This window comes from Nocardia sp. CA-119907 (genome assembly GCF_050955995.1).
Classification (GTDB): Bacteria; Actinomycetota; Actinomycetes; order Mycobacteriales; family Mycobacteriaceae; genus Nocardia.
On sequence record NZ_CP192091.1, the window covers coordinates 7829226 to 7855632 of the forward strand.

Sequence of the window (26407 nt, forward strand, 5' to 3'; positions counted from 1 at the left end):
CGGTTGGGCAGGCACGGAGAGCTGTACGAACTGCGGTGGCTGTTCTCCTGGCAGTGCTCGATGGGCCGATCAGGCGGGGGTGATCGGCGCAGTCGCTTCCAAGGGTGCTCCGAACCAGCTGGAGAGTGCTTCTCGCAGCGCGAGCGCGGCGGTGTCGGCAGGTTCGTCGATCGATGCGGCCCAGGCGATATGGGCGTCCGGGCGGATCAGTAGGGCATCGGCCGGTCGGTCATCGGTTTTTGCGGTGCGAATGTCTATCCGATGCAGCCAGTCTCGGGCGATCTCGCGGAGTTCCGGGCGATCGGCGAGGTCGAGAAGGATCGGCCGGGCGGTGTGCATGAGTTCCGCGACGGTGGTTGTGCCCTGGTCGGTGTGCAGGGTGAGGTCGGGTGCGAAGGCACCGGTCAAGGCGTGGTGGTTGGAGCCCGGCATCGGATAGCGGATGTCGGCGTGGCCGACAAGGGCTCCCATGCGACGCAATGCCGACTCGTCGACGAGCAGTTCCTGGAAGACTTCCCGCAGTGCATCGGCGGCTGGGTCGTGGCTGCGCCGCAGCGCCACCTGGGCTCGGGTCTGTAACCGTGCGCGTGCACCCGCGAAGTGGCGTTCGTCGTGATATGTGTCCAGCAGCCCGATCGGCGCCCAGCCCTGGATGTCGGCGGCGAGCTTCCAGGCAAGGTTGACCGTGTCGAGCATGCCGACATTGAGCGCCGTACCGGTGGCGGGGAACAGATGGGCCGCATCGCCGGCCAGCAGGATCCGCCCATCGCGATATTGTTCGGCCTGCCGATCCTTGAAGGTGTACCGCGACAGCCGAATCGGCTCTCCCAAGGGGAGATCCGCGCCGAGCACACGGCGAGCGCTGTCCGCGAGCTCGGTCAGGGTCAGCGGCTCATCGTCGTCGTATTCGGTGGACTCGTCTTCGGTGGTCTGCAGGGACAGAACCCCGGAGATGATCGCGAACGCGAACACACCGCGATCCGTTCGTGTGAAACCCGAACGGATCCTGCCCAGCCCGGGGACGTCGATATCGCCGTTGTCGAGCACGGTCACCGAATCGGGTACGGTGACCTGGCCCAGCCTGTTGACCTCTGGATATGTGGTGCCAGGGAAGGCGAAGCCTGCCATGTCGCGGACCCGGCTGCGTCCGCCGTCGCAGCCGACAAGGTATCGGGCGGTCACCCGGTAAGACCCATCCGGTCCGCGCACATCCGCGGTCACCGTGGCATCGTCCTGGCGCACCCCGACCACCTCGCGTCCACGACGGATGTCGGCGCCGAGTTCACCAGCGCGTTCGTCGAGCAGCCGCTCGATTTCCCGCTGTGCGAGCGGCAGCGCCCGCATCGGCGGATCTGCCAGTTGTGTGAGATCCAAGTACACATTGCCGAATGGGAATCGGGGAGCCACGTTGGGGTCGCTGCTCGCTGCCTCGAATCGGTCCAGAATGCCTCGGTAGCGCAGCAAGTCCAGGATCCGCCCGCCGATACCGCTGGCCTTCGGGGTGTCTCGTGGCTGCGGCTGCCGCTCCAGTATCAGCGCTCGCACTCCGGCCAGGCGCAGCTCAGCGGCCAGCATCAGCCCGGTCGGGCCAGCGCCCACGATGATCACGTCGGTGTCCACCACTTGCCGTTCCCCTCCGAACGTTTCGTCGTGCCCTCGCTCGTCCCGGTAGTCGACACCAACACTCATTCGGTACTCCCATCTCCACTTCTGGCTTCGGCCAGCGATTCTGCGGCATGACCCGGGTCTTGCCGCAAGACCCCCGGTGCGCTATATGTTGAGAACGGAAGGGAGCACTTCCCTTTGACCGGATCAGGCTCTCCCCGGAATCGACATCGCGATCAGCACTGCACCGATCCTTCGGGGATATGGGATTCGATCGAACCCAGCCACTGCGTGAATTGCGGTGGCGAGTTGCGCTCGCGACAGTTTCCTTCGGCGTTCACGATCGAGTAGACCGACGTCACCAGGTTGTAGTACGTCGAAACCGCGGCGCCGTGTTCGGCGACGTACTGAATCTGTCGGGGCCGCCACCGACGGCTCGATACCGCGCCGATCCGCCGAAACCCATTGGCTGCAGCGATATTTGCTTCGACCGCTGTCCGAGAGCTTTGGATCACCTCTGCCATCGCCGCGAGTGCGGTGTAGCCGGTTGGTTACGCGTTGACCGCTTCGGCCAGGCGGGGAAGTTGGTGCAGCGGGTTGTGGTGTTCGACCTCCATGCGCTGGTCGGCGTCGAAGATATCGCTGAGGCCGGGGGCCGGGTCGTGGGAGCCGGATTGGGGCAGGGTGAGGGCGCTGAAGGGCCAGTCTGAGCCGAAGACGATGTGATTGCGTTCGGTGACGGCGAGGGTGGCGGCCATTGCCGCGGCCGATCCGCTCAGTGCGGTGTCGTAGTAGAAGTTCCCGATCTGTCGCTTGGTATCGAGGATTGATGGTTTGGGCAGATCCTGCGGCCACAGGTCGCCGAGTACCGTCTGCGAGGCGACGCTGACCCGGTGCGACAGGAACGGCAGGGTGCCACCGGCGTGGGCGAGTTGGAAGCGGATATTGGGGTAGCGCTGGGTCATGCCGGTCACCATCATCATGGTGGCCGCACGGGTGGTGTCGAAGGTGAACTCCTCCAAGAAGTCCGGCAGCGGCAGCTTCGGCTTGGCATTGTCGGGGATGGCGGCGGGGTGCACGAAGACGTAGGCATTGCGCTGGTTGAGCGCGACCATCAGTGGTTCGAATCGCGGGTCACCGAGATAGACGCCGTTATAGGCCGACAGCAGAATGACCCCGTCGAGGTGCAGTTCGTCCAGAGCGTAGGTCGCCTCGGCGATCGAGGCGACGAGGTCGGGCATCGGCAGCACCGCGAATGCGCCGAAGCGCGTCGGATGGGTCCGGAACAGTTGCGCCGCATAGGTATTGCAATAGCGGGCCATATCGGTGGCTTCCTTGCCGCTCAGGAACGACACGCCGGGATCGGAGACCGACAGTGCCTGTGCCTGGATTCCGTAGTAGTCCATGAACGCCAGTGCCTGCTCGGGTGACCAGTCGGGCGTCGGATAGCCGCCAATGGTGAGGTGACCGTGTTCGAGCAGTGCCGCACGATAGTCCGGCGGCAGGAAGTGCGCGTGCAGGTCGATGCGGTAGGTGCCCGACGGCGCGGACTGCTGGGCACGCGCCGGGGCGGCCACCGCGCGCGGCAGCGACGTTGCCACGGCGGCACCCGTCCCTGCCACCGCACCGCCGATCGCACGGCGACGGCTCATCTTCGGGCTGGATTGCGGGCGGAAATCGGGCACGGAATTCTCACTTTCCGAGTCGGGAATCGGCAACTGGTGCACGCAGCGGGTCGCCGAACTCCCGGGCGGTGCGAGCCAGCCAGGCGGGCGCATTGCTCATCGCGCGGCTCCGCCCGTGAGTTCGGGAACCGTGATCTCCGGCGTGTTGATCGTGCGCAGGGCTTGGCGGAACTGAGCGAACTTGTCCAGCACCGTCTCCCCGACCGTTGAGTGACCCCAGATACTGATGCCCTGATAAGTCGTCGGCTCCCAGGTGGATTCGAGTTCCGGGCCGATCACGATCGGGTTCCAGCCGACCTCGAGTTCGAATCCGGACGGAGTCACGCAGTAGTACGACAGTTCGCGGTCGTTGGTGTGCTGCCCGACCGACCACGCCATGCGGAAGCCCAGATCCTTGACGCGCTGGAAGGACGCGATCATGTCATCCAAGGTCGCGGACTGAATATTGATGTGCTGCACCCGAGTTCGAATCGGATCGATTTTCACCCCGCGCAGGTTGGCGATCGCGATCGAGTGGTGGCGCTCGTTGACCCGCAGGAATCGGATCTTCATCGTCAATCCGGAGACGTTCTCGTCGATGTAGTCGCTCAGTCGGGAGTCGAAAACGGTGTAGTAGTAGCCGCGCATCGCCTCCGGTTCGCGGGAAATGATCGCGACATGTCCCATTCCGGCCTCCCCGGTCACCCATCCCGAGCTGAGCATCCGCAGCGGTTCCGGTGTGGTCACCGCAACCGTGAAGATCTCCTGCGCTAGACCTTTCGGGCCGGCGAAGCGCCACAACCGCTCCACCCCGCGCAGGGCGGCCTGCTCCGATGTGCCCTCGGCGATGGGGACGCCACGATCGGCCACCCGCGCGACAATGCGGTCGAAGGTCTCATGATCGTCGACCTGCCAGCCCAACGCCATGACATCCTCGGCGGGGCCGCGCTGGATCAGGAAACGGCAGGCGCGGTCGTCCAGACGGAAACGCACTGCGTCCACGCCGGCCTCGTCCACGTGCATCCCGATCGCGTCGGCGCCGAACCGCCGCCAGTCGCCGAGCCGATTCGATTGCACGACTACGTACCCCAGATGGACGGCACCGAACACCGAACCGTCGATATTCGGGCGCAGAAAGCCGTTCATGACCGCGCCTTCCAATTCGGTACCGCCGGACCGGATCCGGCTGCATCGCAGATTTCGTATCCGCCGAAGCGCACCGTCCGTGCGATGCCGACACCTTTGTCGATTCTCGTCACAGCTACCTCCACAACCTCTATTGATCAAATCATCAGTTACGATCCAAAGCTCTGTCAAGCGAATCTGATGATTTTGTCAGAAAATGCGGAAACAGGGTCAGACCACAGCCTCGCGACGAGCGACGATGTCGAGCGCGATATCGACGATCATGTCCCCCTGCCCGTCGACCATGCCGTGGCGGCCGACCCCCAAGAACAGGTCAGCCATTGACCCTCTCCGCACTTCTGATGATTCATTGACGTTCTGATGAAATCATCATACTGTAATAGCCGCTACGGGAACAATCCCTGGAGGTGGTCCTTTGGCTCGAAAGCCCCCAATGACGAGAGGTCTCGACGTGACCGTCCAGCACTCCTACGATGTCGCGATCGTCGGCTACGGCCCGTCCGGTGTGACTGCCGCGAACTTCCTCGGCCGACTCGGCCTCGAGGTCGTCGTCATCGAACGAGACGAGCCCATCTACAGCCGGGCCAGGGCGATCGCGACCGACGAGGAGGTCATCCGCATCTGGCAGCGGCTCGACCTGGCCGAACGCCTCGAACAGGACATGCTGGCGGATAAGCCGCTCGAATTCGTCGACGACGCCGCCCGGCCCGAGTGGACGGCCGCCATGATGCGGCTCCGACCAGCGGGGACGGCGATATCGCAAGGAGCCGCCGTCGATATCGACAACACCCTCGTCGACTGGATGCGCCAGCAACACGCGACAGTCCTGGCGCTGCGGCCCGATGGGTTCGTCTACGCCGCCGCCGCTGCGAACGACACCTTGCCTTCACCGCCGACGGGACTCCCGGTAGCAGCCGAAATATCCAGCCCAACACCACGAAGCACCGATAAGGGACAGCGAAAATGAGCACACCGACGATGATCGAAAAGACCGTCGACGTACGCGGCAAGAAGATCTTCTATGCCGAGACCGGCGTAGGCCCGGCCGTATTGCTACTGCACGGGGGCGGACCCGGTGCCTCCGGGGTCTCCAACTACTGGCGCAATATCGCCGAATTGGCGAAGAGCTTCCGGGTGATCGTGCCGGATCTGCCCGGCTACGGACGGTCCAGCAAGGGTGTCGACCAGAACGACCCGTTCGGCTATTTGGCCAACTCCATTCGCGGCCTGCTCGACCGACTCGACATCCGCAGGGCGCATCTGGTCGGCAACTCCTACGGCGGCGCCTGCGCACTGCGACTGGCGCTGGACACTCCCGATCGTGTCGACCGCATGGTCCTGATGGGCCCCGGCGGAATCGGCACCACCCGCGCGCTGCCGACCACTGGGCTGCAACATCTCCTCGCGTACTACGGCGGCTCCGGCCCCTCCCGCGACAAGCTGGAAACCTTCATCCGCGAAGACCTCGTCTTCGACGGCAGTGCGGTGCCCGCCGAGGTCATCGACACCCGCTACCAGTCGAGTATCGACCCCGAGGTCGTCGCGAATCCGCCGCTGCGCCGCCCGTCCGGACCGACCGCGCTGCGCACGCTGTGGCGGATGGATTTCACCCGCGACAGCCGGTTGGCCGAGTTGGCCACTCCGACCCTGGTGATCTGGGGCAGCGCCGACAAGGTCAACCGCCCCAGCGGCGGAAAGATGTTGGCGGACATCATGCCCAACTGCGATCTACTGCTCGCCGCCAACGCCGGGCACTGGGTGCAGTGGGAACGCGCCGACTACTTCAACCAGGTAACCCACACCTTCCTGACAGTCTGAGTCCGGACAGCTCATTGGCTGCCCTGGCCGGTCGGGTGGCTGATCTGGCGCCACTCGCGATCCCAGTGGATGTGGCGCTGACGGTCGAGGGCCCAGGCGGTCGCGCAGAGGAGGGCTGCCGCGCCGAGCCAGATTTCGATCAGTACGGCCGCGCCGACGCTGATGCCGTGGACGGCGGCGGTGCTGGAGCGCAGCGGGGCGGAGGTCGGGAGTCCGTCCGGGCCGAGCCAGACGGCGGTTGGCTGACCCGATGTTGCGTTATCGGGTACGCCGACTATCGCGGTCGCGGACTTTCCGTCGCGGGTCCAGGACACCTGTGCCTGGAAATGCTCGACCATGGCGCCGTTCCGGTCCGCGACCGGTGCCGCGACCCGCACCGGATTGCCGGTGATGGTGGCGGTCACAGCGACTTTCGATGCGTTCTCGGTGCGGATCCGCGCCGAGGCCGTGCCATAAGCGGCGGTGCCTGCCGCCGCCGCGATCGGCACCGCGACCAGCACGATCAGGACGGCCACAATCCGCATGATCCCCTGCACGCGATCCGATACCCTCATCAGTGGACTGGGATTCCAGGGCTGCACACGCCAGAGGCGCACCGGCAGCGTTGGCGACTCCGACACCATCATCACCTCCTACAACGGAGCCACGGCCCGCACGCAACCGCGACCCCTACTACGAGCATTCCCCTACATCGCCAGATGATGCACCCCCGAAAGCCGATAAACCGAGACGAAACAAGATGCACCCCGGTCGATGCGGGGCTCATCAGCGGTCGGGCGGTTTTCGGACAGCGAGGCCGAAGTCCAGCCAGTTTGTCGGGCGGTGTTCACCGGAATGAAGTTCGCATCACTGCCTCGGTCGGTGACCAGGGCAGTCACCCGCGCGCTCGGTGAACAAACCGGCGGCATGAGATAAACCACAGGTCCGACTCGGTCTACCGAAGCTATCGACAGCCGAAACACCATGCCTCGCCGGCGCTGGGCAACAGTTGAACGCGCAGTAGGGTCGACACTCCTGGGGCTGCTATTTCGGGAGGTACCAGTTGTCGATACGGGTAGCGCTGATCATCGTGCTGCTGGCCGGAGTCGCCGCGTGCAGCAGCGCCCCGACCTCGGATCTGCCGCTGCCCTACCACGGCGACGCCACGCAACTGCTCACCGTCGTCGCCGAAGACGCCACCGCGACAACGGCGACACTGACTGCGTGGCAGCGTTTTCCGGGTGGGTGGCGGGCCGAGATCGGGCCACTGCCTGCCTACGTCGGGCGCGACGGCATCGGCCGCGCGAGCGAGGACTCGGCACATACGCCCGCCGGTGTATGGACACTGAGCGAGGCATTCGGGATCGCGCCGAACGACGGGACCAGACTCCCCTATCAGCAGGTCGGCGATTCGGATTGGTGGGTCTCCGACACCGCCGCGCCGAACTACAACCGCTACGCGCATTGCGCCACGGGCACGTGCGCTTTCGACGAACACGCCAGCGAGAACCTCGGCGCGGCGGGTGCGGCCTACGACCACGCCGTGGTGATCGACTACAACCGCCAGCCGGTCGTCGCGGGGGCGGGATCGGCGTTCTTCCTACATATCGAGACCGGACGCCCGACCGCGGGGTGCGTCGCGATCGCCGCCGCCGATCTGCGCGCCGTCATGCGATGGCTGGATCCGAGCGCCCATCCGGTGATCGACATCGGACTGGCGCGCCGGTGACCATCCGCAGATGACCTCGACCGCACCGGCGAGCAGTGCCAGCCCACGGTTCAGCTCGTCCTCGGTAATGGTCAACGGCGGCAACAGCTTTACCACTTCGTCGGCCGAGCCCGAGGTCTCGACCAGCAGCCCGCGTTCGAAGGCGAGTTGACATACCTTGCCCGCACGCGAGGCATCCTCGAAGACGAGCCCGTGCACCAGCCCACGCCCACGGGTCGACACACCGGGGAACGCCGCCGCGATTTCGGTGAGTGCGCGCGCCACGAGCTCGCCCTTGGCCAACGTCGCGAACTCCAGCGCGCTATCGGACCAGTAGTGCTCGAGCGCCACCCGCGCGGTGACGAATGCCGCATTGTTGCCGCGGAAGGTGCCATTGTGCTCACCGGGCGCCCACTGATCGAGTTCGGGCTTGAACAGCACCAGCGCCATGGGCAATCCGTAGCCGCCGATCGATTTGGACAGTGTCACGATATCGGGCGTGATACCGGCCAGTTCGAACGAGAAGAACCCACCGGTCCGTCCGCAACCCATCTGCACATCGTCGACGATCAGCAAAATGCCACGTGCCGCGCACAATTCGGCCAGCTGCCGCAGCCATTGCGCGCGTGCGACATTCACCCCGCCCTCACCCTGCACCGTCTCGACTATCACCGCGGCGGGCTTGTCCAGGCCGGAGGACGAATCGTCCAGCGCGCGCCGCAGCCACCGCAGATCGTCGTGCTCGTCGAGGAATCCGTCATAGGGCATGGGCGTCATATGCGCCAGCGGCACACCGGCACCGGCGCGTTTGGCGGCATTGCCGGTCACCGACAGCGCGCCCAGCGACATGCCGTGGAAGGCGTTGGTGAAGCTGACAACGGTCTGGCGACCGGTGACCTTCCGGGCCAGCTTCAGCGCGGCCTCAACGGCATTCGCGCCGGTCGGACCGGGAAACTGCACCTTGTAGTCCAGCTCGCGCGGCGCGAAGATCCGGTCGCGCAAGGCCTCCAGCAGTCCCCGCTTGGCGACGGTCGACATATCGAGGCTGTGGGTGATCCCGTCACCGACGATGTAGTCGATCAGCGCCCGCTTGAGGATCGGGTTGTTGTGGCCGTAGTTGAGTGCGCCGGCGCCCGCGAAGAAGTCCAGGTAGTCCTTGCCGTTCTCATCGCGCAACCAGGCGCCGCTGCCGGTATCGAAGACCGCGGGCCATGCTCGGCAGTACCCGCGCACGTTCGACTCGAGTGCCTCGAAAACGGACATCGGGACGACAGTCATCGACGATCCTTCCTGTCGTGCGCGAGCGACTCCGCCCACTCGATGCGACGGCAAATCTGAAGTGACTGTGTTTCTAACATCGAAGCACCAGGTTTGTAGCACTTTTCCAAAAATCGCGCGCACACCTACCGCGCGTCCGCCCGGTCGCCGTAGAGTTAACCGTTTGTGCGCGGCAGAGTGGAGGGCGACCGATTGCTGCCCGCGGCAGTGCCCGCGTTACGAACCGCACGGTTGTATCTCTATCTCGCCCGGGCCGGATTCCGGCGCCAATCCCAGTACAAACTCGCGATGTTCGCCGGACTCTTCACCAACTGCGTCTTCGGGTTCGTCCGCGCCGCGGTCATGATGGCCGCGGTGCGCGCCTCCAACGGGTTCGGTGGTTACGACGCGGGATCGATCGGCGCCTACGTCTGGCTGTCACAGGGCCTGCTCGGCGCGACCCAATTCATGGGTCCACCACTGGAATTGGTGGACCGGGTGAAGAACGGCGATATCGCTATCGACTTCCTGCGTCCGGTCGATGTCCAATTCAGTTATCTCGCTACCGATCTCGGCCGTGCCGCCTGCACGATCCTGCCGCGCGGCGTGCCGAGTGTGCTGGTAGGCGTGTTCACCTTCGGACTCGCCATGCCCGGCACACCGGGCCCCTACCTGCTCGGACTGGTCAGTGTGATTCTGGCCGTAGCGTTGTCGTTTCTATGCCTTTTCGCCGTCGGATTGATCGGATTCTGGGTGGTGGAAACACGCGGCATTCGGGTGCTATACCAGATTTGCGGCACGTTCCTGGCCGGGCTGTTCGTGCCGGTGCACATGTTCCCGGCATGGCTGCGCACCGTCGCGCAGGCCACCCCGTTCCCGTCGATCCTGCAGTCGCCGATCGACATCCTGTCGGGTCGGGTCATCGGGATGACTGCCGTGACGGTCGTTGCCACACAGGTGTTCTGGGTGCTCGTGGTCGGCGCGATCGGCCGCGTGCTGTTGGCGGCCGGACGGCGCAGGCTGGAGGTGCAAGGTGGCTGAGCCTCCGTATACGCCCGTACCGGCCGGAACCTGGTTCACCCCGTACGCGGCCGTGTTGCGATCCCGGATACGGGCCCAACGCACCTACCGATTGTCCTTCGCCAGCGAGGTATTCAGCGCCTTCCTGATCGGCGTTGTCGAATTCGCCGAGGTGTGGGTCATCTACCACAACGTCCGTGTGCTCGGCGGACTCGACCTGAACGGCGCACTCCTGCTGTTCGGCCTCAGCAATACCGGATTCGCACTGGCCCAAGTCCTGTTCGGCCACCTCGATTCGCTGCCGACGCTCATCCGGCTCGGTATGCTCGACGCTTACCACCTACGCCCCCAACCACTACTGCTGCAGCTGATCACCAGCGATATCTCACTGCGCCGGTTGGCGCGCGCCTCGGTGGCGATCATCGTGCTCGGATTGGGACTGATTCGCAACGATATCGATTGGGGGCCCGAGACTTTCGTACTGTTGACGACTACCCTGCTAGGTGGTGTCGCCCTGTTCGGCGGCCTGTTCGTCTGCGCCGCGGGCGCACAGTTCTACCTGATCGACGGCTCGGAACTGACCAACAGCTTCACCTATGGGGGCTCGTTCGCCGCTATGCAACCCGCTTCGGTGTTCCCGACATCGCTGAAGCTGGTATTCGGCTTCGCGATTCCGGTCGCGTTCACGGCGTACCTACCGACCATCGCACTCCTGCACCTATCCGGCCCGCCGCTGATGCCGTCCTGGCTGGCCTGGTTCGCACCGGTGGCGGCGCTGTGGGTGTGGCTGCTCGCGTTGGGTTTGTGGCGACTAGGTACTCGGCACTATCAAGGAGGGGGCGGATAAGCGTGGCGGAGAGCGCGCTACCGGACTCGATCATCGACATCGAGAATCTGACAAGAGAATTCATTCTGCACCGTAAGTACGGGCACCGCTGGCGACGCCGCCGCGAGACGCTCACCGCGGTCGACCGGATGACGTTCCGGATCGAACGGGGCTCGGCGGTGGGCTATATCGGGGCGAACGGGGCGGGCAAATCCACCACGATCAAAATGCTGACCGGCATCCTGGTCCCGACCGCGGGCACCGTACGCACCTGCGGTCTGGACCCGGTGCGCCAGCGGCGCGAACTCGCCGCCCGCATCGGAGTGGTCTTCGGCCAGCGCTCCCAGCTGTGGTGGGATCTGCCACTGCGCGAATCGTTTTCGATCCTGGCCGCCATCCATCGGCTGGAATCCGATGTCGCGCATAAACGCACCTACGAGCTGGTCGAACAGTTGGAGATGGCCGAGACGCTGGACACCCCGGTGCGCCAGCTCTCGCTGGGCCAGCGCATGCGGGCCGAGGTCGCCGCCGCACTGCTGCACTCCCCCGAATTGGTCATACTCGATGAGCCGACCATCGGTCTGGATGTGCTGTCGAAACAGCGACTACGCGAATTCCTGCGCGCCGAACGCACCGAACGCGGCACCACGCTGCTGCTCACCACCCACGATATGGGCGATATCGAACGGCTCTGCGAGCGGGTGCTCGTCGTCGATCGCGGCAGCCTGGTGTACGACGGTTCACTGACCGGACTCGGGGTGCGGGTGGGCGCCCGGCGGGTGCTGGTCGTCGATCTGGTCGAACCCACCCGCAATCTCGACGATCTGCCGAGAACCGAACTGCTGACCAGCGAGGGCAACGGAATGCGGCAGCGTTTGGCCTTCGATGCCGAAGCGACCACGGCCGCACAGGTTCTCGCCGCCGTATCCGATCGCGCCGAGGTGCGCGATCTGTCCATAGAAGAGCCGGACATCGAGGATGTGGTCCGGCGGATCTATGAATCCGCGTGGTGACCGCGCCTCGCTGTCCGGCTCTCGATCCTGGTGCTATTCAGTCACTTCGGGTTCGCGCGCGCCCTGGTCGAGCCGGAACGGCGGGTATTCGTCGCGCATCAGCGAGGCATAGGCACCGACCCGGATGGACCAGCGGTGCACGCCGAGCAGGAAGTCGAACAGGCCCTTGGGATACACCGCGGTGAAAAGCAGTGCCACCACAGCGACCAGCAGCAGCACATTGGCGAGGGTGAATCCGCCCCAACCGTTGTCGCCGCCACCCACACCGGCGCTGAAGATCGCGCCGAGGATCAGATAGTGCGGAATGGCCAGCAGCCACCACTTCACCAGCACCAGACCACGACTCAGCTGCTCCGGGTAGTCGATCTCCAGATCCGCCGGATAGTCGGGATCGGACTGCAGACTGAACGGCGGGTACTTATCGGTGCCGAGCACCGAGTAGGCGTAGAAGCCGACCCGCCATCCCCAACGCATGACTCCGACATTGAAGTCGAATAGCCCGCGCGGATACTGCCCGGTGATCAGGATCGCGAAGAATGCGATGACCGAAACGATCACGTACGCGATATACAGGAAAATCAGAATGATGGCGTGCGGGATGGCCAGGATCCACTTGACCAGCCACATCCACCGCGATATCGCGGGGTCGAGATCTCCTCGGACACGTACCGGATTGACCGGACTCGCGGCTTTGGCGGTGTTCTCGGGCTCCATGATCGATGCTCCTTCCAGGTGCTTCGATGCCTCGACAACGAGTGAGGAATGTCCTGATTGTCCCGTATCGACCATCCGCTCACGCCACGTTCCGATACCGACACGCCAACGAAAAGGTGCCCTGTGGGTGCGGTGAATCGCGTTCCCCACAGCGCGGGCCCGAATCCCGTGGACACAAAGCAGCCCCAGCTTTGATGCTGAGGGCCGCGTGGGTCTTCGAGGCGAAACCCCTACGGACGCTTGAACTCTCCATCGGCTACACCAGCCGTGAAGGCATCCCATTCACCGGGTGTGAAGACCAGGGCGGGGCCGGTCGGGTTCTTCGAGTCCCGCACGCCGACCCGCCCGTCATCGAGGAAGGCGACTTCTACGCAGTCTTGGCTGCCTCCGCTGCGGGTGCTCTTGAACCACCGAGCGCCCGATAGGTCATCGCTCACGCTCAAACTCCCTTGCTGCCCTGCGAAGCAGGTCCCTACTTGGCTGCGCATCCAACGCTACGCGACCAATAGCCTCCTGGGCTGTCCGGTATCGACCGACACTGTCGGGGCGCTCAAGGTACATCGCGCCCGTGAAGTTCTCAACGTAGACCACTGACGGTTCGTGCTTGCCTTTCGCGTCCAGAGCGAAATCAACGTTGGTGAACGGGCCGGTTAGATCCCCGAGAGGAACACCGGCGAGGTAGGGCAAGACTCGGACCGTGATGTTTGGCTTGGTGCTCAGGTCAGCCAGATGGCGCAGCTGCTCGGCCATGATTCGCGGATTTCCGACCATCCGGCGCAGGACCGATTCATCCAAGATGACATCGACAGCAGCGGGGCGACCTTTGCGCGTGACGAGTCTCTGGCGGTGCATCTTCATCTCTACCCTGCGAGTGATCTCAGACGATGGCTCCTCCGGGTACACCGCTCGGATCAGGGTCTCGGCGTAACCAGGGATTTGAAACAGTCCCGGCACAAGTTCTTGGAACGACGTGAGCACGCTCGCGCCCGCAATCTACACCGGCGCTTCCGCCGAGGTAGTCGAACAGTTCGCCGACGCCGTCCGCGAATGGGCAAACCATCCCGCGCCCGCAGAACCGTCCCGGTGCCGTGGTGCCGAGTCCCCCGACGTCGGGCGCACCAACGGGAAAATGTCGTAATGCGCCGAGATGCATTGCGCACCACACGAACCCCGGACGGCCGCAAAAACCGCCGTCTGGCAACTGGTCCGCAGTTCCGCACGGATCCGCGTGCAGTTCCCGCACGAAGCGTTCACCGCCCATCGACTCCCGTCGCGCACGCTACTCCCCGACGCACAACCTGGAACGATCATGTTCGACACCTACCCCGACCTGGTCGACGCACGCCGATTGCTCCCCGAGCACGACGACCTCTGGAACGCACTCCGCAACGACTACTGGACCGCCCTGCTGCGCGCCACAGACCTTCCAAATCTGTTGGGACATAACGCGGATGACTGAGAACCGGTTGCAGCGAAACAACATCGCCCCATCCGTCCGGGCACTGCTCGCCACCTTCCACGAAGCCACCCGGCTCAAACTCGAACTGGCCCCCAGCGATAGCAACCCGCTGTGCGAAGGGGCAGACGGCTCACTATGCGAGATCGGTGCAGACGGCTGGCCCACGGAGTACGACGACCTGGACGAAGCCTGACTTCGTGTCAAGTCCTGACCTCCTCGCACACCTTTCACACATCTCGCATACCGACACACCGCACGAACCGCCGTGCCACCGACGCGGAGGTATGCGTGAAGTCCAGAAGGTATGCGAGGACCGCGATTCGCAGCACTGGTGTTGATCTCGACCGTGAATGCAGCCGCCGCGAGCGCAAGCGCGCGAAACGGGGGGTCGAAAGTTGTTTCTAGTGAAGGCTACCCGCCGAAGGGTGCTGAGGTCAGGCGCCTTGCTGGTTCGCTCTGATGGAACACTGATCATTAACCGATAGTGGGGTGGGCGGAGTTGCCTTTTCCGCACAAGAGGGTCAGCCGGGCGCCTGGCCCTGGGCCGAGTACAGACTGATCTCGCCCTCTTCGCCGAGGAAGGCGTTCACCAGCATGATCTGGCCTGCCTCTAGCTCGTCCGGATCGGGGGCGCTGGTGGTGATCGAAATCTGTGGTATCACTGCCCAGTTCACGACATAGCGTTCGGGTGGGCCGTCATCGTCGGACAGGCGGGCGAGTCGAAAGACCGACACCGTCTTGCGGAGGATGAGCGTGCGCACGACCTCGGCGATTCGCTCGGGGTCTTCCAGCGCGAACATGAACCCGAATGTCAACTCGGGCGAAGACACATATGCGGGCACAAACGTCGAGGTTAGTCTATCGAACGACATCGTGGGTACGCCTCGCCAGAAGTGATTGCTGCCCATGCGCTCAGCGATTCCGGTAGGGCGTGAATGTTGGCGCGTATGTGACCGATCCGTAACGGATCATAACGATTTCCCGGCAGCTCATCTGTTTTTACACCATACTATTGCGCCGATTCGACTATCGCGCTTTCCTGAAAAGGTCCCGATTATCTCGGGCCGTCTTCCTCATCGCATCGTCGCGGATTTCCCGGTTTCTTTGCCGTGCTGGTGGACTGTGTGGGGGGGCGTCCGGGCTGCGGGGCTGCGCCGGAGCCGAGGGGTGCCCCTCCCCGAAATCCTCCTCGGCCCTGGCGCATCCAGACACATCAATCGTTACCGCAGGGGCGTGCACCATGCCTACCGAATACGTCGCAGGCCGTATCGGAGCCGACGAGCTGCCATCGCCAGAAGCACTACTGCGCGCATTTCGCGAACCCGACGATCCGCATCGACACCGGCACCATGTGCTCGCCATGGCACGCGCACTGGTCGAATGCCATGAACGCAGGCACAACGCCCTGCTGACGGCGCATGCACCGGACGCGTCGAGCGGCTGCGTCGCGAGGTGCCTGCAACTCATCGACGACATCCACGCGCACCGAACGGAACTAGTGGGCCGCATCGACGATTGGGTCGACACCCATGTGCAGCACCGCGCGGGCGCCTCGCTGCACACCGAGACCCTGGGCGCCGTCATCGATCGGATGGCGGCGAAATGGGTTGCGGCACAATACGCATTGAGTATGTCGGCACCCGCCGACCCGCACCCACTGCAGTTGGATGACGACACCCACCTGCAGTGGAGCCGGTTGGCCGAACTGGCCGACGGATACAAGGATCTGATCACCGACGTGACCGAACACCGGCGCCGGCTGCCGGTGTGGTGATCACAGGGGCCTTCGAGCCCCTATCGATCGTTGTCGGGCTCAACCACCTCGGCCTCGACGAACGAGGTGGTCGGCTCGACCTCCGCGTCATAGGACACATCGGCCCGGTCCTGGACCGGGGCACCAGCGAAATCGTCGTCGTCGACGAATTCGTCGCCCTGCTGCGCCGCCGCGTCTTTGCGGGCAGCGGCCGCGGCCTCGTTCATCTCGATGGCATCGGTGATCCACTCACCGATCTCCCTGGTGACCTCCGCGACGGTGCCGGTGATGATGTTGGCGATATTTCCGACATGTCGCGCGCCAGAGGAAGTCAATTCCTGAATTAGATCCTTGTTACTTTCGAATTTCCCGATCATTCACACGCCCACTTCGGTTGTGTTCCGCTGTCGCATCACAATAACACCGGGCGTGGACTCCTTCCCGACCAAGAACGGCGGCAGGGCCAGCTTGAAAATCTTCAGCCAGACCGATCCGACTTGCTTTCCGAGCGAACCGGTGTTGTACGGCAATCCATACTTCGCGCACAGTTCCCGAACCTCGGGCGCCATCTCCGGATAGCGGTTCGCGGGCAGATCCGGGAACAGATGGTGTTCGATCTGATGCGACAAATTACCGGACATGATGTGGAACAGCTTGCTGCCGGTGATGTTGGCCGAGCCGAGCATCTGCCGGACGTACCACTCACCGCGGGTCTCCTCGGCGGTCTCCGCTTCGGTGAACGTCTGTACGCCCGTGGGGAAGTGGCCGCAGAAGATGATGGAGAAGGCCCACAGGTTGCGCACCAGATTCGCGGCGCCGTTCCCGGCGAGCGTGCTGAGGAACAGCGGACCGGTCAGCGCCGGGAAGACGACATAGTCCTTGAGCACCTGCCGACCGGCCTTGCGCCACTGGCCCTTCAGCAATCGCTTGACCTCTGCCCAGCTCTTCTTGCCGCGCAGGATGTTCTCCACCTCGAGGTCGTGGCCCATCACGCCCCACTCGAACGCCACCATCAGCGCGAAGGCGTACAGCGGCTGACCGAGCCGCAGGATATTCCACTGCTGCGCCTCATCCATGCGCAGGATGCCGTAGCCGATATCGCGGTCCATGCCGTGGATATTGGTGTAGGTGTGGTGCATGTAGTTGTGCGAATGCTTCCACTGATCCGCCGGGCAGACGGTATCCCATTCGAACTCACGGGAATTCAGGCCGCGCTCACGCATCCAGTCGTACTGACCGTGCATGACATTGTGGCCGATCTCCATATTGTCCAGGATCTTCGACACACTCAGCGCGGCAACCGCGGCCAGCCAGAACGGTGGCAGGAAGCCCAGATACATCAGGCCGCGACCGGCGATCTCGAAACCGCGCTGTGCCTTGATGATCGAGTAGATATATTCGCGGTCACGGTCGCCGAGATCGGCGACGATGCGGGCGCGCAGGTCGTCCAGGGCCTGGCCGAGTTCCTCGACCTGCTCCGGGCTCAGTACCAGCGGGCCGTCTTTCGTTTCGGTCAAAATTGTCATTGGTATCGGTCCCCTTGTTGTTTCAGATATCGATCTCGACGTCGCCGACGGGCGCGTTGATGCAGAGCTGGATGGGCTGATCCGGATCGCTGTCGGTTTCGCCGGTGCGGACATTGCGGGTGCAGCCGGTGCGCCGAACCGCGGTGCAGGAAAAGCAGATACCCATCCGGCAGCCGTACTCCGGATTCATGCCGGCGGCCTCGGCCTGCTCGAGCAGGACCGCGCCGTTGTTCTCGGCGGTCTTGCCACTGGCCGTGAAGCTGACCGTGCCGAAGGCCTCGTCCGCGTCGACGGGGGTGGTGGACAGGGTGAACTCCTCGGCGTGCAGCCGGTGGTCCAACCGTTCGGCCTCGAAGATCTTGCGCACCGCGTCCATCAGGCCCTGCGGGCCGCAGACATAGGTCTCGCCATCGGCGAACCACGGCGCGACGCGTTCGAGCTGGTCGTAGTCGAAATAGCCGGAGCCGTCACCGGGATGGCGCACCTCGATGCGGAAATTCCCGTTCGCCTGCGCGATCGCGTCCAGCTCCGCGCGATGCGGCACCGCTTCCGGCGACTTCGCATAGTGCAGGAAGGCGAGTTCGCCCGGGTAGCCCTCATCCGCCAGGGTGCGCAGCATGGACAGCACCGGGGTAATGCCGCTGCCGCCGCTGATCAGCAGCACCCGTTCGGGGCGCGGTTCGGGTAGCCGGAAGACGCCGTCGGCGGGTTCGAGGCTGACGACCATGCCCGGCACGGCGTTGCGGTACAGGTATTGCGAAACCAGACCGCCCGGATGCGCCTTGACGGTCAGTTCGATGTGCCGATCGCGCCTTGCCTCCGAATTCACCGGCGAGTAGCACCGGGTGTGCCGGATGCCGTCGATCACGACGCCGATCTGCACGTATTGCCCGGCGGCGTGGCCGCGCCACTGCCGGGTGGGACGCAGGGTCAGCGTCACTGAACCCGGCGCCGAGCGCCGGACGTGGGTGATCTGCGCCCGGAGCTCCCGCGCTGTCAGCGTCGGATGGACGAGCTCCAGGTAGCGGTCGAGTGGGTGCGGCGTGGTCAGGGTTTGTACCAGGTCGAGAAGTCCGACCATGCGGTTCTCCGTTCAATGTGCGGCGGGCGGGGTCCTCGGTGGTCGCGCAAGCTGCCGCCTGGCGGACCCTCGGCTCATGCCGCGGGGTGCCTCTACTTGTCGGGCTGCGGCGTGCTCTCGAACTTCTTCTTCGGCGAAGATTTCAGTGCACGCCTGTACACTCAACAAGTGTGACTGATGGACCGGGTCCGGTGTCAACCAGCAATTGATGTGACCCGAACTACATCCCTGGAATGGATGAATGGTGAACGGATGTATGCTCACTATGATGAGCGAGCCCGCAGCTAGCCGGATAGAACGCAAGGAGCGCACCAGACAGGCCCTGCTCGACGGCACGCTCGCGCTCGCCGCCGAGCGCGGCTTCGGTGCGCTGAGCCTGCGCGAGATCGCCCGTTCCGCGGGCATTGTGCCGACCGCGTTCTACCGCCATTTCGCCTCACTCGACGATCTCGGCGCGGCCCTGGTCGACGAGGGCATCCGCGCGCTGCGCCTGGCCCTGCGCCAACTGCGCCGCACACCCGATGCCCGACTTTCGGAGACCGTGCGGTTCGTCTTCGAACAGGTCGCCACCAAGCGCGAACTCTTCGGCTTCATCACCCGGGAACGCCGTGGCGGTTCGGCCGCCCTGCAGCAGGCCATCGCGCTCGAACTGCAATTGATCGTCCGCGAACTGGTCGTCGACCTGTCCCGCATTCCGGACCTGGACTCCTGGTCCTCGGAAGACCTCGAGCTGGCCGCCGACCTGATCGTCTCGACGGTCGCCGACTGCATCGCCGACTACGTGGCCGCCGCGCCCCGCGACCAACCCGCCATCATCGACCGCACCGTCCGCCAGGTCCGCCTCATCGCCCTCGGCATGGCCGCCTGGTGGCCCGCGAAGGACCGTTAGGCCGCGTTGCGCTCCGGCCCGCGCACCGGCAGCAGCGCCGCCAAACCGAGGGCGAGGACTGCCAGGATGCCGACAATGCCCGCACGATCGGCATCGAAGGCCCAGACGAAGAAACCGAAAAGGGCTGGGGCGAGGAACGATACGGCGCGGCCGGTGGTGGTGTAGAGGCCGAACATCTGACCTTCGCGCCCGGGCGGGGCCAGCCGGGTGAGGAACGAGCGGGCGGCGGACTGGGCGGGGCCGACAAAGATCGTGAGCAGTAGGCCGAAGACCCAGAACATGGTCGGCCCGGACACGATCAACAGTGCGATGCCGCAGATCACCATGGCGACCAGCGCGACGACGATCACGATCTTCGGGCCGACCCGGTCGTCGAAACGGCCCGCGGTGATCGCACCGAGCGCCGCGACGACATTCGCGGCGATGCCGAACAGCAGCACATCGGAATCGGCGATGCCATAGACCCGCACGGCCAGGATCGCACCGAAGGTGAACACCCCGGCCAGACCGTCCCGGAAGATCGCACTGGCGACCAGGAAGCCGACGGTGCGCCGATCGACGGCCCAGAGTTCGCGCAGATCCCGCCACAGCACCCGGTAGGAGCCGAAGAATCCGGCCTTCGCCGCGCCCGGATCGGCATTGGTGCGCGGCAATTCGGGCACGACAAGCAATACCGGCAGCGCGAAGGCCGCGAACCAGACGGCCGCCAGCATCGCGACCAATCGGATATTCGTCCCGTCGTCCACGGGCACGCCGAGCAGCCCACGGTTGTCACCGTGACCGGATATGAAGCCGAAATAGCTGATCAGCAGGATGAAGATGCCGCCGAAATAGCCCATGGCCCAGCCGAATCCGGAAACCCGTCCGACATCCTCGGGAGTGGAGACCTGGCGCAGCATCGCGTTGTAGGGCACACCCGCCAATTCGAAGAATGCCGAGCCGAAGCCGAGCAGGACCAGACCGAACCAGAAGTACCGATAGTCGTCGTGGACGAAGAACATCAGCGCCATCGACAGGATGGTCAGCGTGGTCAACGCCCCAAGAGAGCCTTTGCGTTTCGCGCTCGCGTCGAAGCGCTGCCCGCTGATCGGGGCGGTGAGCGCGACCACGAAACCCGCGAGGCCCAGCGCCCAACCGAGCCAGGCGCTCGGTGACACCCCGCCCGGCAGATCGTCGCCGACCTTATCGGTCAGATACACCGAGAAGACGAAGGTCAGGATCACCGCGTTGAATGCCGAGGACCCCCAATCCCACAATCCCCACGCCACTACGTGCCCGCGCCCGGCGGCCTGCCCGACTATCGACCGCGGGTCCACCTCGGGCCCGCCCGTCACGCGACCACCAGCTCATTCGAATCGCCGCGCGATGCCGCCCTCATGGGCGCAGCCTAATGCGGATTCCCTCGACAGGCAGGCCAACACTCGATACCGGGATGCTATGCACCCAGTTGCATAGTACTGCGTGTAACGATAACCTTGCGCTATGGCCCTCGAACACGCGTTGCTGGTATCGCTGACCGAGCGCGCCGGTTCGGGTTATGAACTGGCGCGCCGCTTCGACAAGTCCATCGGCTTCTTCTGGAGCGCGACCCATCAGCAGATCTATCGGGTGCTCAAGCGCATGGAGGAATCCGGGTGGCTGAGCAGCGAGGCAGTGGCCCAGGAGGGTCGTCCCGATAAGAAGGTCTATTCGGTGAACGAGGCGGGCCGCGCCGAATTGGCGCGCTGGATCGCCGCGCCGACCGATACCTCCATACCGCGCAACGAACTCGGTGTGAAGATCCGCGCCGCGGAACACGGCGATATCGACGCGCTCTGCGCTGAGGTCGCCCGGCATCGCGATCAGCACCACCAGCGGCTGGAACTGTTCCGGCTCATCGAAAAGCGTGACTTCCCGGCGCCGGATCAGCTCTCCGGTACCCCACTGCACCAGTACCTCGTGTTGCGCGCGGGCATTCGTGTGGAGTCCGGATTCGTCGAATGGTGCGACGAAGTACTGCAAGCCCTGCAACCTCGTGCAACAGCCCCGCACGCGGACCCGAAGAAAGGTGAGACTCAGCGATGAGTTCGTTCCCCCATCTTTTCGAGCCCCTCGATCTCGGCTTCACCACACTGCGCAATCGCGTGATCATGGGATCGATGCATACCGGCCTGGAGGATCGCGCCTGGGACACCAACCGGCTCGCCGCCTATTTCGCCGAACGCGCACGCGGCGGTGTCGGTCTCATCATTACCGGCGGTTACGCCCCGAACCGCACCGGCTGGCTGCTGCCGTTCGGCGCCAAACTCACCAATAAGACCGAGGCGTATCGGCACCGGGTGATCACCAAGGCCGTGCACAACGAGGGTGGCAAGATCGCCATCCAGATCCTGCACGCGGGCCGGTATTCCTATATGCCGGGCAGTGTTTCGGCGTCCTCGATCAAGGCCCCCATCAACCCGTTCCGCCCGCGCAAGCTCTCCGCGCGCGGCATCGAGCAGACCATCGGTGACTACGCCCGCTGTGCGAAGCTGGCCCAGTTCGCCGGCTATGACGGCTGCGAAATCATGGGCGGTGAAGGCTATTTCATCAACCAGTTCCTCGCGCCGCGCACCAATAAGCGCACCGACAAGTGGGGCGGATCGGCGGAGAACCGGCGCCGGATCGCGGTGGAGATCGTGCGCCGCACCCGTGCCGCGGTGGGACCCGACTTCATCATCGTATTCCGGCTGTCCATGGCCGAGTTGGTCGAGAAGGGCCAGACCTTCGACGAAATTGTCGCGCTGGCAAAGGAACTCGAAGCCGCGGGCGCGAACATTCTGAATACCGATATCGGGTGGCACGAGGCGCGCGTCCCGACCATTGTCACCTCGGTGCCGCGCGCGGCCTTCGTCGAATTCACCGCGAAGATCACCGAGCAGGTGAATATTCCGGTATGCGCCTCCAATCGGATCAATATGCCCGAGATCGCCGAGGAAATCCTCACTCGCGGTGACGCACAACTGGTTTCGCTGGCGCGTCCGTTCCTCACCGATCCGGAATGGGTCAATAAGGCCGCCGCCGACCGGGTCGACGAGATCAACACCTGTATCGCTTGCAACCAGGCATGCCTGGACCACGCCTTCCAGCACAAAACCGTGTCCTGCCTGCTGAACCCGCGCGCGGGTCACGAAACCGAGTTGAAATTGCTGCCGACCCGGCGCAGCAAGCGCGTCGCGGTCGTCGGCGCCGGCCCGGCCGGACTTTCGGCCGCGGTCAATCTCGCCGAACGCGGGCACCGGGTCGACCTTTTCGAGGCCGACGACAAGATCGGCGGGCAATTCGATATCGCCCGCCGCATTCCGGGCAAGGAAGAGTTCGACGAATCGATCCGCTACTACACCAGGATGCTCGAAGTCACCGGTGTGAACGTGCACCTGAACAAGCGGATCACCGCGGCCGAGCTGATCGAGGCGCGCTACGACGAAATCGTGCTGGCCACCGGTGTGCGCCCGCGCATTCCGAATATCCCGGGCATCGACCACCCTATGGTGCTGTCCTACGCCGAACTGGTGCGCGAGGAACGGCCCGTCGGCAAGCGCGTCGCGGTCATCGGCGCGGGCGGTATCGGCTACGACGTGAGTGAATTCCTCACTGTCGAAGGACATCCCGCGCTCAAGCTGGACGAGTGGAAGGAAGAGTGGGGCGTCGACTCCGCGGACGAGCAGGTCCCCGGCCAGCTCACCGAGCCCAAACCCGCCCCCGCCGCCCGCGAAGTCGTACTGCTGCAACGCAAATCGACCCCCTTCGGCAAGGACCTCGGCAAAACCTCCGGCTGGGTGCACCGCGCCGCACTCAAAGCCAAGGGCGTCGAACACGTCGGCGGCGTCAACTACGAGCGCATCGATGACAACGGCCTGCACATCAGCTTCGGCGAAAAACGCCAGCGCCCACAACTGATCCCGGTCGACAACGTCATCATCTGCGCTGGCCAGGAATCCGTACGCGAACTCGAAGAACCCCTCCGCGCCGCCGGTGCCACTATCCACCTCATCGGCGGCGCCGACCTAGCGGCCGAACTCGACGCCAAGCGCGCAATCGATCAGGGCACCCGCCTGGCAGCTCGGATCTAGCAGCTCGGCGATCACCTTTGAGTTCGGATGTGGGGGACTGCTCGTTCTTGTCCGGATCGTGCGAGACCTTGCCGAGCCGGGGTAGGGATGGGCGCTGGGATCGGCTTCTGGTCCCATCCCCTAGGCTCCACTCGTGAGCTTGCCCTCCCCTACCTCTGAGAATCGCGCGGTCGTAACTGGTGCCTCGTCTGGTATCGGTACTGCGTTGGCTGCTGAGCTTGCTGCTCGTGGGTATTCGTTGATCCTGGTTGCGCGGCGTGGGGAGGTATTGAACGAGCTTGCGCAGCGGCTGACGTTGGCGCATGGCATTACCGCTGAGGTGCGGGCGGTGGATTTGGCCGACCGGAGCGCACGGGCGCCGCTGGTCGAGGAGTTGGCCGCGCGCAATATCTCGATCCTCTGCAATAACGCCGGTATTGCCACGTTCGGCGCGGTTGCCGAACTCGATCCGGCCGATGAGCGCGACCAGATGGAGCTCAACGCCGTTGCGGTGCACGATCTCACGTTGGCCGTGCTGCCCGGGATGATCGCCAGGGGTGGTGGCGGGATCCTGATCAGCGGCTCGGCGGCGGGCAATATGCCGATTCCGAACAATGCGACCTATGCGGCGAGCAAGGCATTCGCCAATACCTTCTCCGAATCGCTGCGCGGCGAATTGAAGGGTTCCGGCGTGCACGTCACGCTGCTCGCCCCGGGCCCGGTCCGCACCGAAATCCCGGATCCGGCCGAAGCCTCCATCGTCGACAAAATGGTGCCCGACTTCATGTGGGTCACCTCCGAATACACCGCCAAGATTTCCATCGACGCCCTGGCCCGCAACAAGATGCGCGTGGTCCCGGGCCTGATCAGCAAGGGCATGAGCGTCGCGGGCCAATACGGCCCCCGCGCCCTCACCGCCCCGATCGCCGGAGCGTTCTACAAGAAGCTCGGCGGCTGAAGCTCCCGAGGGCTGAGACCCCTCGACGGTCACCACCCGACGAGTCCACAGGCACGACCTGGCACACCGCCCACGGCTCGAAGATCCGGACGACGGAGGCGTGGCGCACCCACTGTTCTGCGCCGCTCGAGTGCTCTGCGCCGCTCGAGACCGGTGCGTCTTTTTGCTGTCTCGGCTCGCCGACCGCATGCATCAACCGTCATCGAAACAACTCTCGTCCGGAGCGCGATCTGGGGTCATAGTTCGAGCGTCGTTGCGACCTGGCCCGCCGATCGCACGCATCAACCGATATCGGAATCACTCTCGGCCGGACCGCACAACCCTGGGGTCCGAGTTCCAGTGTCGTTGCGACGAGGTGCCAGATCTGATCGGTGGGCTCATCGTTCAGCGCGAGCGCGAGCCAGATCACAGCGCATGCCCTATCGGTCAGCAACCCGTCAGGAACCGCTTCGGCAGCGTCAAGGATCCGTCAGCGTTTCCCATGCTCAATAGGAAGCGGCGTAGTCCTGAAATCGGCCCCGCATGTAGAGAAAGCGGGGGCGCACCGAGGAGAGAACCCACGTGACGCTGCTCGAAATCTTCCCGTCGCTACGGTCGGGAATGCCTTCGCGCCTCGACTCCGCGGTCTGGCCGCCGGATACCCACTACGACGGCGACGGCAGAATCACCCTCGGCGGGGTGGCACTCGCCGATATCGCCGACCAGTACGGCACCGCCACCTACGTACTCGACGAGCAGGAGGTGCGCGCCCGCTGCCGCGCCTACAAGAAGGGCTTCCCGGAGGCCGAGATCATCTATGCGGGCAAGGCGCTGATGATTCGCGCGGTCGCGGAATGGGTTACCCAAGAAGGACTTTCGGTGGACGTATGCTCGGCGGGCGAGCTCGCCATCGCACTCGCGGCCGGTGCTGATCCCAAGCGAATAGTCCTGCACGGCAATGGAAAAACCTATGACGAGCTCGATGCCGCCGTTCGCAGCGGTGTCGGGCGGATCGTGGTCGACTCGCTCACCGAGATCACCCTGCTCTCCGCACTGGCCACCCGGCCGCAGCGGGTACTGCTCCGACTGTCCCCCGGCATCGATGTGCACGGACATCCGGCGGTGAAAACCGGTGTGCTGGACCAGAAATTCGGTTTCCCGATCGGCAGCGAGATGGCCACCGAAGCGATCGAACGCGTTATGCGCCAGCCGAACCTCGAGTTGATCGGCTTCCACTGCCACCTCGGCTCCCAGATCTACGATCCGGATCACTACGGCGAGGCGGTGCGGCGGATGATCGGCGAAATGGCAAGGATCCGTCAGGATTACGGCCGCATTCTCACCGACCTCGACCTGGGCGGCGGACATGCGGTCGCCTACCGCAGCGGCGACGCCGAGATGAATCTGACCGAACTCGCCGACATCATCGACGACGCCCTCGACGCAGGCTGCGCGCGACACCACTTCCCGCGCCCGAATATCGCCATGGAACCGGGCCGCGCCATCGTGGCGCGCGCCGGGGTCACGCTGTATCGGGTCCTGTCGGTCAAGCACATCGACGGCGGACGGACCTATGTCACCGTCGACGGCGGCATGGGCGATAACGCCCGCGTTGCGCTCTACGGCGCGAATTACGAAGTGGTCGTTGCCAATCGGCATCCATGTGGCCCACAGATGGTCGCGACGGTGGCCGGTCGCTACTGCGAGGCGGGCGATGTGCTGGCCACCGATATCCGCCTGCCCGCCGACCTACGTCCCGGCGAGGTGCTGGCAGTGCCGTGTACCGGCGCATACCACCACGGCCTCGCCTCGTCCTACAACAGCGTCGGCCGTCCACCGATCATCGCGGTGCACAATGGGCGCGCCCGCCAACTGGTCCGCCGCGAAACCATCGCCGATCTACTCGCCCGCGATATCGGCAACTGACCGCACGTGACCTGAC

Annotated in this window: 26 protein-coding genes and 2 pseudogenes; 14 read left to right on the top strand and 14 right to left on the bottom strand. The window is 64.6% G+C overall.

All coding sequences use genetic code 11. The features are described from left to right. Positions 1–69: 69 nt before the first annotated feature. From ACQP2D_RS35195 to ACQP2D_RS35210, 4 genes are all read right to left on the bottom strand, one after another. Positions 70–1689: an FAD-dependent monooxygenase gene (locus ACQP2D_RS35195; RefSeq protein WP_433680243.1), complete on the bottom strand. Its 1620-nt coding sequence runs from the start codon at positions 1687–1689 to the stop codon at positions 70–72. A 467-nt stretch (positions 1690–2156) separates the two neighbouring features. Then, complete coding sequence (locus ACQP2D_RS35200) at positions 2157–3290, bottom strand: amidohydrolase family protein (protein WP_433680244.1); 1134 nt, start codon at positions 3288–3290, stop codon at positions 2157–2159. 96 nt (positions 3291–3386) lie between these two features. After that, positions 3387–4415 carry a VOC family protein gene (locus ACQP2D_RS35205; protein WP_433680245.1) on the bottom strand — a complete coding sequence of 343 codons (1029 nt, stop codon included), beginning with the start codon at positions 4413–4415 and terminating at the stop codon, positions 3387–3389. A gap of 210 nt (positions 4416–4625) precedes the next feature. Beyond that, the gene (locus ACQP2D_RS35210; RefSeq protein WP_433680246.1) at positions 4626–4736 is read right to left on the bottom strand and encodes a hypothetical protein; all 111 of its coding nucleotides are present in this window, start codon (positions 4734–4736) and stop codon (positions 4626–4628) included. A gap of 112 nt (positions 4737–4848) precedes the next feature. Between ACQP2D_RS35210 and ACQP2D_RS35215 the strand changes: the two are divergent. Both ACQP2D_RS35215 and ACQP2D_RS35220 read left to right on the top strand, forming a co-directional pair. Beyond that, positions 4849–5124 (top strand): annotated as a pseudogene (locus tag ACQP2D_RS35215) (FAD-dependent monooxygenase); the annotation flags it as partial. Positions 5125–5378: 254 nt separating this feature from the next. Next, positions 5379–6233 carry an alpha/beta fold hydrolase gene (locus tag ACQP2D_RS35220; RefSeq protein ID WP_433680247.1) on the top strand — a complete coding sequence of 285 codons (855 nt, stop codon included), beginning with the start codon at positions 5379–5381 and terminating at the stop codon, positions 6231–6233. A gap of 11 nt (positions 6234–6244) precedes the next feature. On the opposite strand, the gene ACQP2D_RS35225 is transcribed toward ACQP2D_RS35220, so the two are convergent. Continuing rightward, a complete protein-coding gene (locus tag ACQP2D_RS35225) occupies positions 6245–6859 on the bottom strand; it encodes an Rv1733c family protein (protein WP_433680248.1) in 615 nt (204 codons plus the stop codon). A gap of 443 nt (positions 6860–7302) precedes the next feature. Between ACQP2D_RS35225 and ACQP2D_RS35230 the strand changes: the two are divergent. Beyond that, positions 7303–7854, top strand: a pseudogene (locus ACQP2D_RS35230) (L,D-transpeptidase family protein); the annotation flags it as partial. Here the strand turns inward: ACQP2D_RS35230 and ectB are convergent. Beyond that, entirely contained in the window at positions 7813–9198 is a 1386-nt protein-coding gene (ectB, locus tag ACQP2D_RS35235) for a diaminobutyrate--2-oxoglutarate transaminase (RefSeq protein ID WP_433680249.1), read from the bottom strand. The pseudogene ACQP2D_RS35230 and the gene ectB sit on opposite strands and share 42 nt — an antisense overlap. 165 nt (positions 9199–9363) lie before the next feature. Here ectB and ACQP2D_RS35240 point away from each other — a divergent pair, with 165 nt between their 5' ends. From ACQP2D_RS35240 to ACQP2D_RS35250, 3 genes are all read left to right on the top strand, one after another. Next, a complete protein-coding gene (locus ACQP2D_RS35240) occupies positions 9364–10218 on the top strand; it encodes an ABC transporter permease (RefSeq protein ID WP_433680250.1) in 855 nt (284 codons plus the stop codon). Then, complete coding sequence (locus ACQP2D_RS35245) at positions 10211–11044, top strand: ABC transporter permease (RefSeq protein ID WP_433680251.1); 834 nt, start codon at positions 10211–10213, stop codon at positions 11042–11044. Before ACQP2D_RS35240 ends, ACQP2D_RS35245 begins: the two co-directional genes overlap by 8 nt. A gap of 128 nt (positions 11045–11172) precedes the next feature. Further along, entirely contained in the window at positions 11173–12036 is an 864-nt protein-coding gene (locus ACQP2D_RS35250; protein WP_433685858.1) for an ABC transporter ATP-binding protein, read from the top strand. 33 nt (positions 12037–12069) lie between these two features. On the opposite strand, the gene ACQP2D_RS35255 is transcribed toward ACQP2D_RS35250, so the two are convergent. The 3 genes from ACQP2D_RS35255 to ACQP2D_RS35265 all read right to left on the bottom strand — a co-directional run bounded on the left by ACQP2D_RS35255 (position 12070) and on the right by ACQP2D_RS35265 (position 13728). Next, positions 12070–12750, bottom strand: a complete 681-nt coding sequence (locus tag ACQP2D_RS35255) for a DUF4389 domain-containing protein (RefSeq protein WP_433680252.1) — start codon at positions 12748–12750, stop codon at positions 12070–12072. Between the two features lie 230 nt (positions 12751–12980). Beyond that, on the bottom strand, positions 12981–13187 hold the full coding sequence (locus ACQP2D_RS35260) for a DUF397 domain-containing protein (protein WP_433680253.1): 207 nt from the start codon (positions 13185–13187) through the stop codon (positions 12981–12983). After that, positions 13177–13728 (bottom strand): DUF5753 domain-containing protein, encoded by a 552-nt coding sequence (locus ACQP2D_RS35265; RefSeq protein WP_433680254.1) that lies wholly within the window; start codon positions 13726–13728, stop codon positions 13177–13179. Before ACQP2D_RS35265 ends, ACQP2D_RS35260 begins: the two co-directional genes overlap by 11 nt. A 250-nt stretch (positions 13729–13978) precedes the next feature. Between ACQP2D_RS35265 and ACQP2D_RS35270 the strand changes: the two genes are divergently transcribed. Together ACQP2D_RS35270 and ACQP2D_RS35275 are read left to right on the top strand one after the other, a co-directional pair. Next, positions 13979–14209 (top strand): hypothetical protein, encoded by a 231-nt coding sequence (locus ACQP2D_RS35270; protein ID WP_433680255.1) that lies wholly within the window; start codon positions 13979–13981, stop codon positions 14207–14209. Next, positions 14202–14402: a hypothetical protein gene (locus ACQP2D_RS35275; RefSeq protein ID WP_433680256.1), complete on the top strand. Its 201-nt coding sequence runs from the start codon at positions 14202–14204 to the stop codon at positions 14400–14402. The genes ACQP2D_RS35270 and ACQP2D_RS35275 overlap by 8 nt, the downstream gene beginning before the upstream one ends. A 328-nt stretch (positions 14403–14730) precedes the next feature. On the opposite strand, the gene ACQP2D_RS35280 is transcribed toward ACQP2D_RS35275, so the two are convergent. Next, a complete protein-coding gene (locus ACQP2D_RS35280) occupies positions 14731–15009 on the bottom strand; it encodes a hypothetical protein (protein ID WP_433680257.1) in 279 nt (92 codons plus the stop codon). 440 nt (positions 15010–15449) lie between these two features. Here ACQP2D_RS35280 and ACQP2D_RS35285 point away from each other — a divergent pair, with 440 nt between their 5' ends. After that, positions 15450–15983 carry a DUF4254 domain-containing protein gene (locus ACQP2D_RS35285; RefSeq protein WP_433680258.1) on the top strand — a complete coding sequence of 178 codons (534 nt, stop codon included), beginning with the start codon at positions 15450–15452 and terminating at the stop codon, positions 15981–15983. 20 nt (positions 15984–16003) lie between these two features. On the opposite strand, the gene ACQP2D_RS35290 is transcribed toward ACQP2D_RS35285, so the two are convergent. From ACQP2D_RS35290 to ACQP2D_RS35300, 3 genes are read right to left on the bottom strand one after another with little or no spacing between them, the layout of a single operon-like run. Next, complete coding sequence (locus ACQP2D_RS35290; RefSeq protein WP_433680259.1) at positions 16004–16297, bottom strand: hypothetical protein; 294 nt, start codon at positions 16295–16297, stop codon at positions 16004–16006. A gap of 42 nt (positions 16298–16339) precedes the next feature. Then, a complete protein-coding gene (locus ACQP2D_RS35295) occupies positions 16340–17488 on the bottom strand; it encodes a fatty acid desaturase family protein (RefSeq protein WP_433680260.1) in 1149 nt (382 codons plus the stop codon). A gap of 22 nt (positions 17489–17510) precedes the next feature. Then, the gene (locus tag ACQP2D_RS35300) at positions 17511–18569 is read right to left on the bottom strand and encodes a ferredoxin reductase (protein ID WP_433680261.1); all 1059 of its coding nucleotides are present in this window, start codon (positions 18567–18569) and stop codon (positions 17511–17513) included. Positions 18570–18837: 268 nt separating this feature from the next. Between ACQP2D_RS35300 and ACQP2D_RS35305 the strand changes: the two genes are divergently transcribed. Continuing rightward, a complete protein-coding gene (locus ACQP2D_RS35305; RefSeq protein WP_433680262.1) occupies positions 18838–19458 on the top strand; it encodes a TetR family transcriptional regulator in 621 nt (206 codons plus the stop codon). Here ACQP2D_RS35305 and ACQP2D_RS35310 read toward each other — a convergent pair. Next, positions 19455–20792, bottom strand: a complete 1338-nt coding sequence (locus ACQP2D_RS35310; RefSeq protein ID WP_433680263.1) for an MFS transporter — start codon at positions 20790–20792, stop codon at positions 19455–19457. The genes ACQP2D_RS35305 and ACQP2D_RS35310 overlap by 4 nt on opposite strands. A gap of 148 nt (positions 20793–20940) precedes the next feature. On the opposite strand from ACQP2D_RS35310, the gene ACQP2D_RS35315 reads away from it, so the two are divergent. From ACQP2D_RS35315 to lysA, 4 genes are all read left to right on the top strand, one after another. Then, positions 20941–21522 (top strand): PadR family transcriptional regulator, encoded by a 582-nt coding sequence (locus ACQP2D_RS35315; RefSeq protein ID WP_433680264.1) that lies wholly within the window; start codon positions 20941–20943, stop codon positions 21520–21522. After that, positions 21519–23549 carry an FAD-dependent oxidoreductase gene (locus ACQP2D_RS35320; protein ID WP_433680265.1) on the top strand — a complete coding sequence of 677 codons (2031 nt, stop codon included), beginning with the start codon at positions 21519–21521 and terminating at the stop codon, positions 23547–23549. The genes ACQP2D_RS35315 and ACQP2D_RS35320 overlap by 4 nt, the downstream gene beginning before the upstream one ends. 133 nt (positions 23550–23682) lie before the next feature. Continuing rightward, positions 23683–24486, top strand: a complete 804-nt coding sequence (cmrA, locus tag ACQP2D_RS35325) for a mycolate reductase (protein WP_433680266.1) — start codon at positions 23683–23685, stop codon at positions 24484–24486. A 561-nt stretch (positions 24487–25047) separates the two neighbouring features. Next, a complete protein-coding gene (lysA, locus tag ACQP2D_RS35330) occupies positions 25048–26391 on the top strand; it encodes a diaminopimelate decarboxylase (RefSeq protein ID WP_433680267.1) in 1344 nt (447 codons plus the stop codon). The last annotated feature ends 16 nt before the right edge of the window (positions 26392–26407 follow it).

Excerpts from the sequence above, each read along its gene's own strand:
- ectB (WP_433680249.1), bottom strand. The coding sequence starts at position 9,198 with ATGACTGTCGTCCCGATGTCCGTTTTCGAGGCACTCGAGTCGAACGTG.
- ACQP2D_RS35280 (WP_433680257.1), bottom strand. The coding sequence starts at position 15,009 with ATGTTCGCGCTGGAAGACCCCGAGCGAATCGCCGAGGTCGTGCGCACG.
- ACQP2D_RS35210 (WP_433680246.1), bottom strand. The coding sequence starts at position 4,736 with ATGGCTGACCTGTTCTTGGGGGTCGGCCGCCACGGCATGGTCGACGGG.
- ACQP2D_RS35320 (WP_433680265.1), top strand. The coding sequence starts at position 21,519 with ATGAGTTCGTTCCCCCATCTTTTCGAGCCCCTCGATCTCGGCTTCACC.
- ACQP2D_RS35305 (WP_433680262.1), top strand. The coding sequence starts at position 18,838 with ATGAGCGAGCCCGCAGCTAGCCGGATAGAACGCAAGGAGCGCACCAGA.
- ACQP2D_RS35250 (WP_433685858.1), top strand. The coding sequence starts at position 11,173 with ATGACGTTCCGGATCGAACGGGGCTCGGCGGTGGGCTATATCGGGGCG.
- ACQP2D_RS35195 (WP_433680243.1), bottom strand. The coding sequence starts at position 1,689 with ATGAGTGTTGGTGTCGACTACCGGGACGAGCGAGGGCACGACGAAACG.
- ACQP2D_RS35300 (WP_433680261.1), bottom strand. The coding sequence starts at position 18,569 with ATGGTCGGACTTCTCGACCTGGTACAAACCCTGACCACGCCGCACCCA.
- ACQP2D_RS35275 (WP_433680256.1), top strand. The coding sequence starts at position 14,202 with ATGACTGAGAACCGGTTGCAGCGAAACAACATCGCCCCATCCGTCCGG.
- ACQP2D_RS35315 (WP_433680264.1), top strand. The coding sequence starts at position 20,941 with ATGGCCCTCGAACACGCGTTGCTGGTATCGCTGACCGAGCGCGCCGGT.
- ACQP2D_RS35205 (WP_433680245.1), bottom strand. The coding sequence starts at position 4,415 with ATGAACGGCTTTCTGCGCCCGAATATCGACGGTTCGGTGTTCGGTGCC.
- ACQP2D_RS35255 (WP_433680252.1), bottom strand. The coding sequence starts at position 12,750 with ATGGAGCCCGAGAACACCGCCAAAGCCGCGAGTCCGGTCAATCCGGTA.
- ACQP2D_RS35285 (WP_433680258.1), top strand. The coding sequence starts at position 15,450 with ATGCCTACCGAATACGTCGCAGGCCGTATCGGAGCCGACGAGCTGCCA.
- ACQP2D_RS35295 (WP_433680260.1), bottom strand. The coding sequence starts at position 17,488 with ATGACAATTTTGACCGAAACGAAAGACGGCCCGCTGGTACTGAGCCCG.
- ACQP2D_RS35225 (WP_433680248.1), bottom strand. The coding sequence starts at position 6,859 with ATGATGGTGTCGGAGTCGCCAACGCTGCCGGTGCGCCTCTGGCGTGTG.
- ACQP2D_RS35220 (WP_433680247.1), top strand. The coding sequence starts at position 5,379 with ATGAGCACACCGACGATGATCGAAAAGACCGTCGACGTACGCGGCAAG.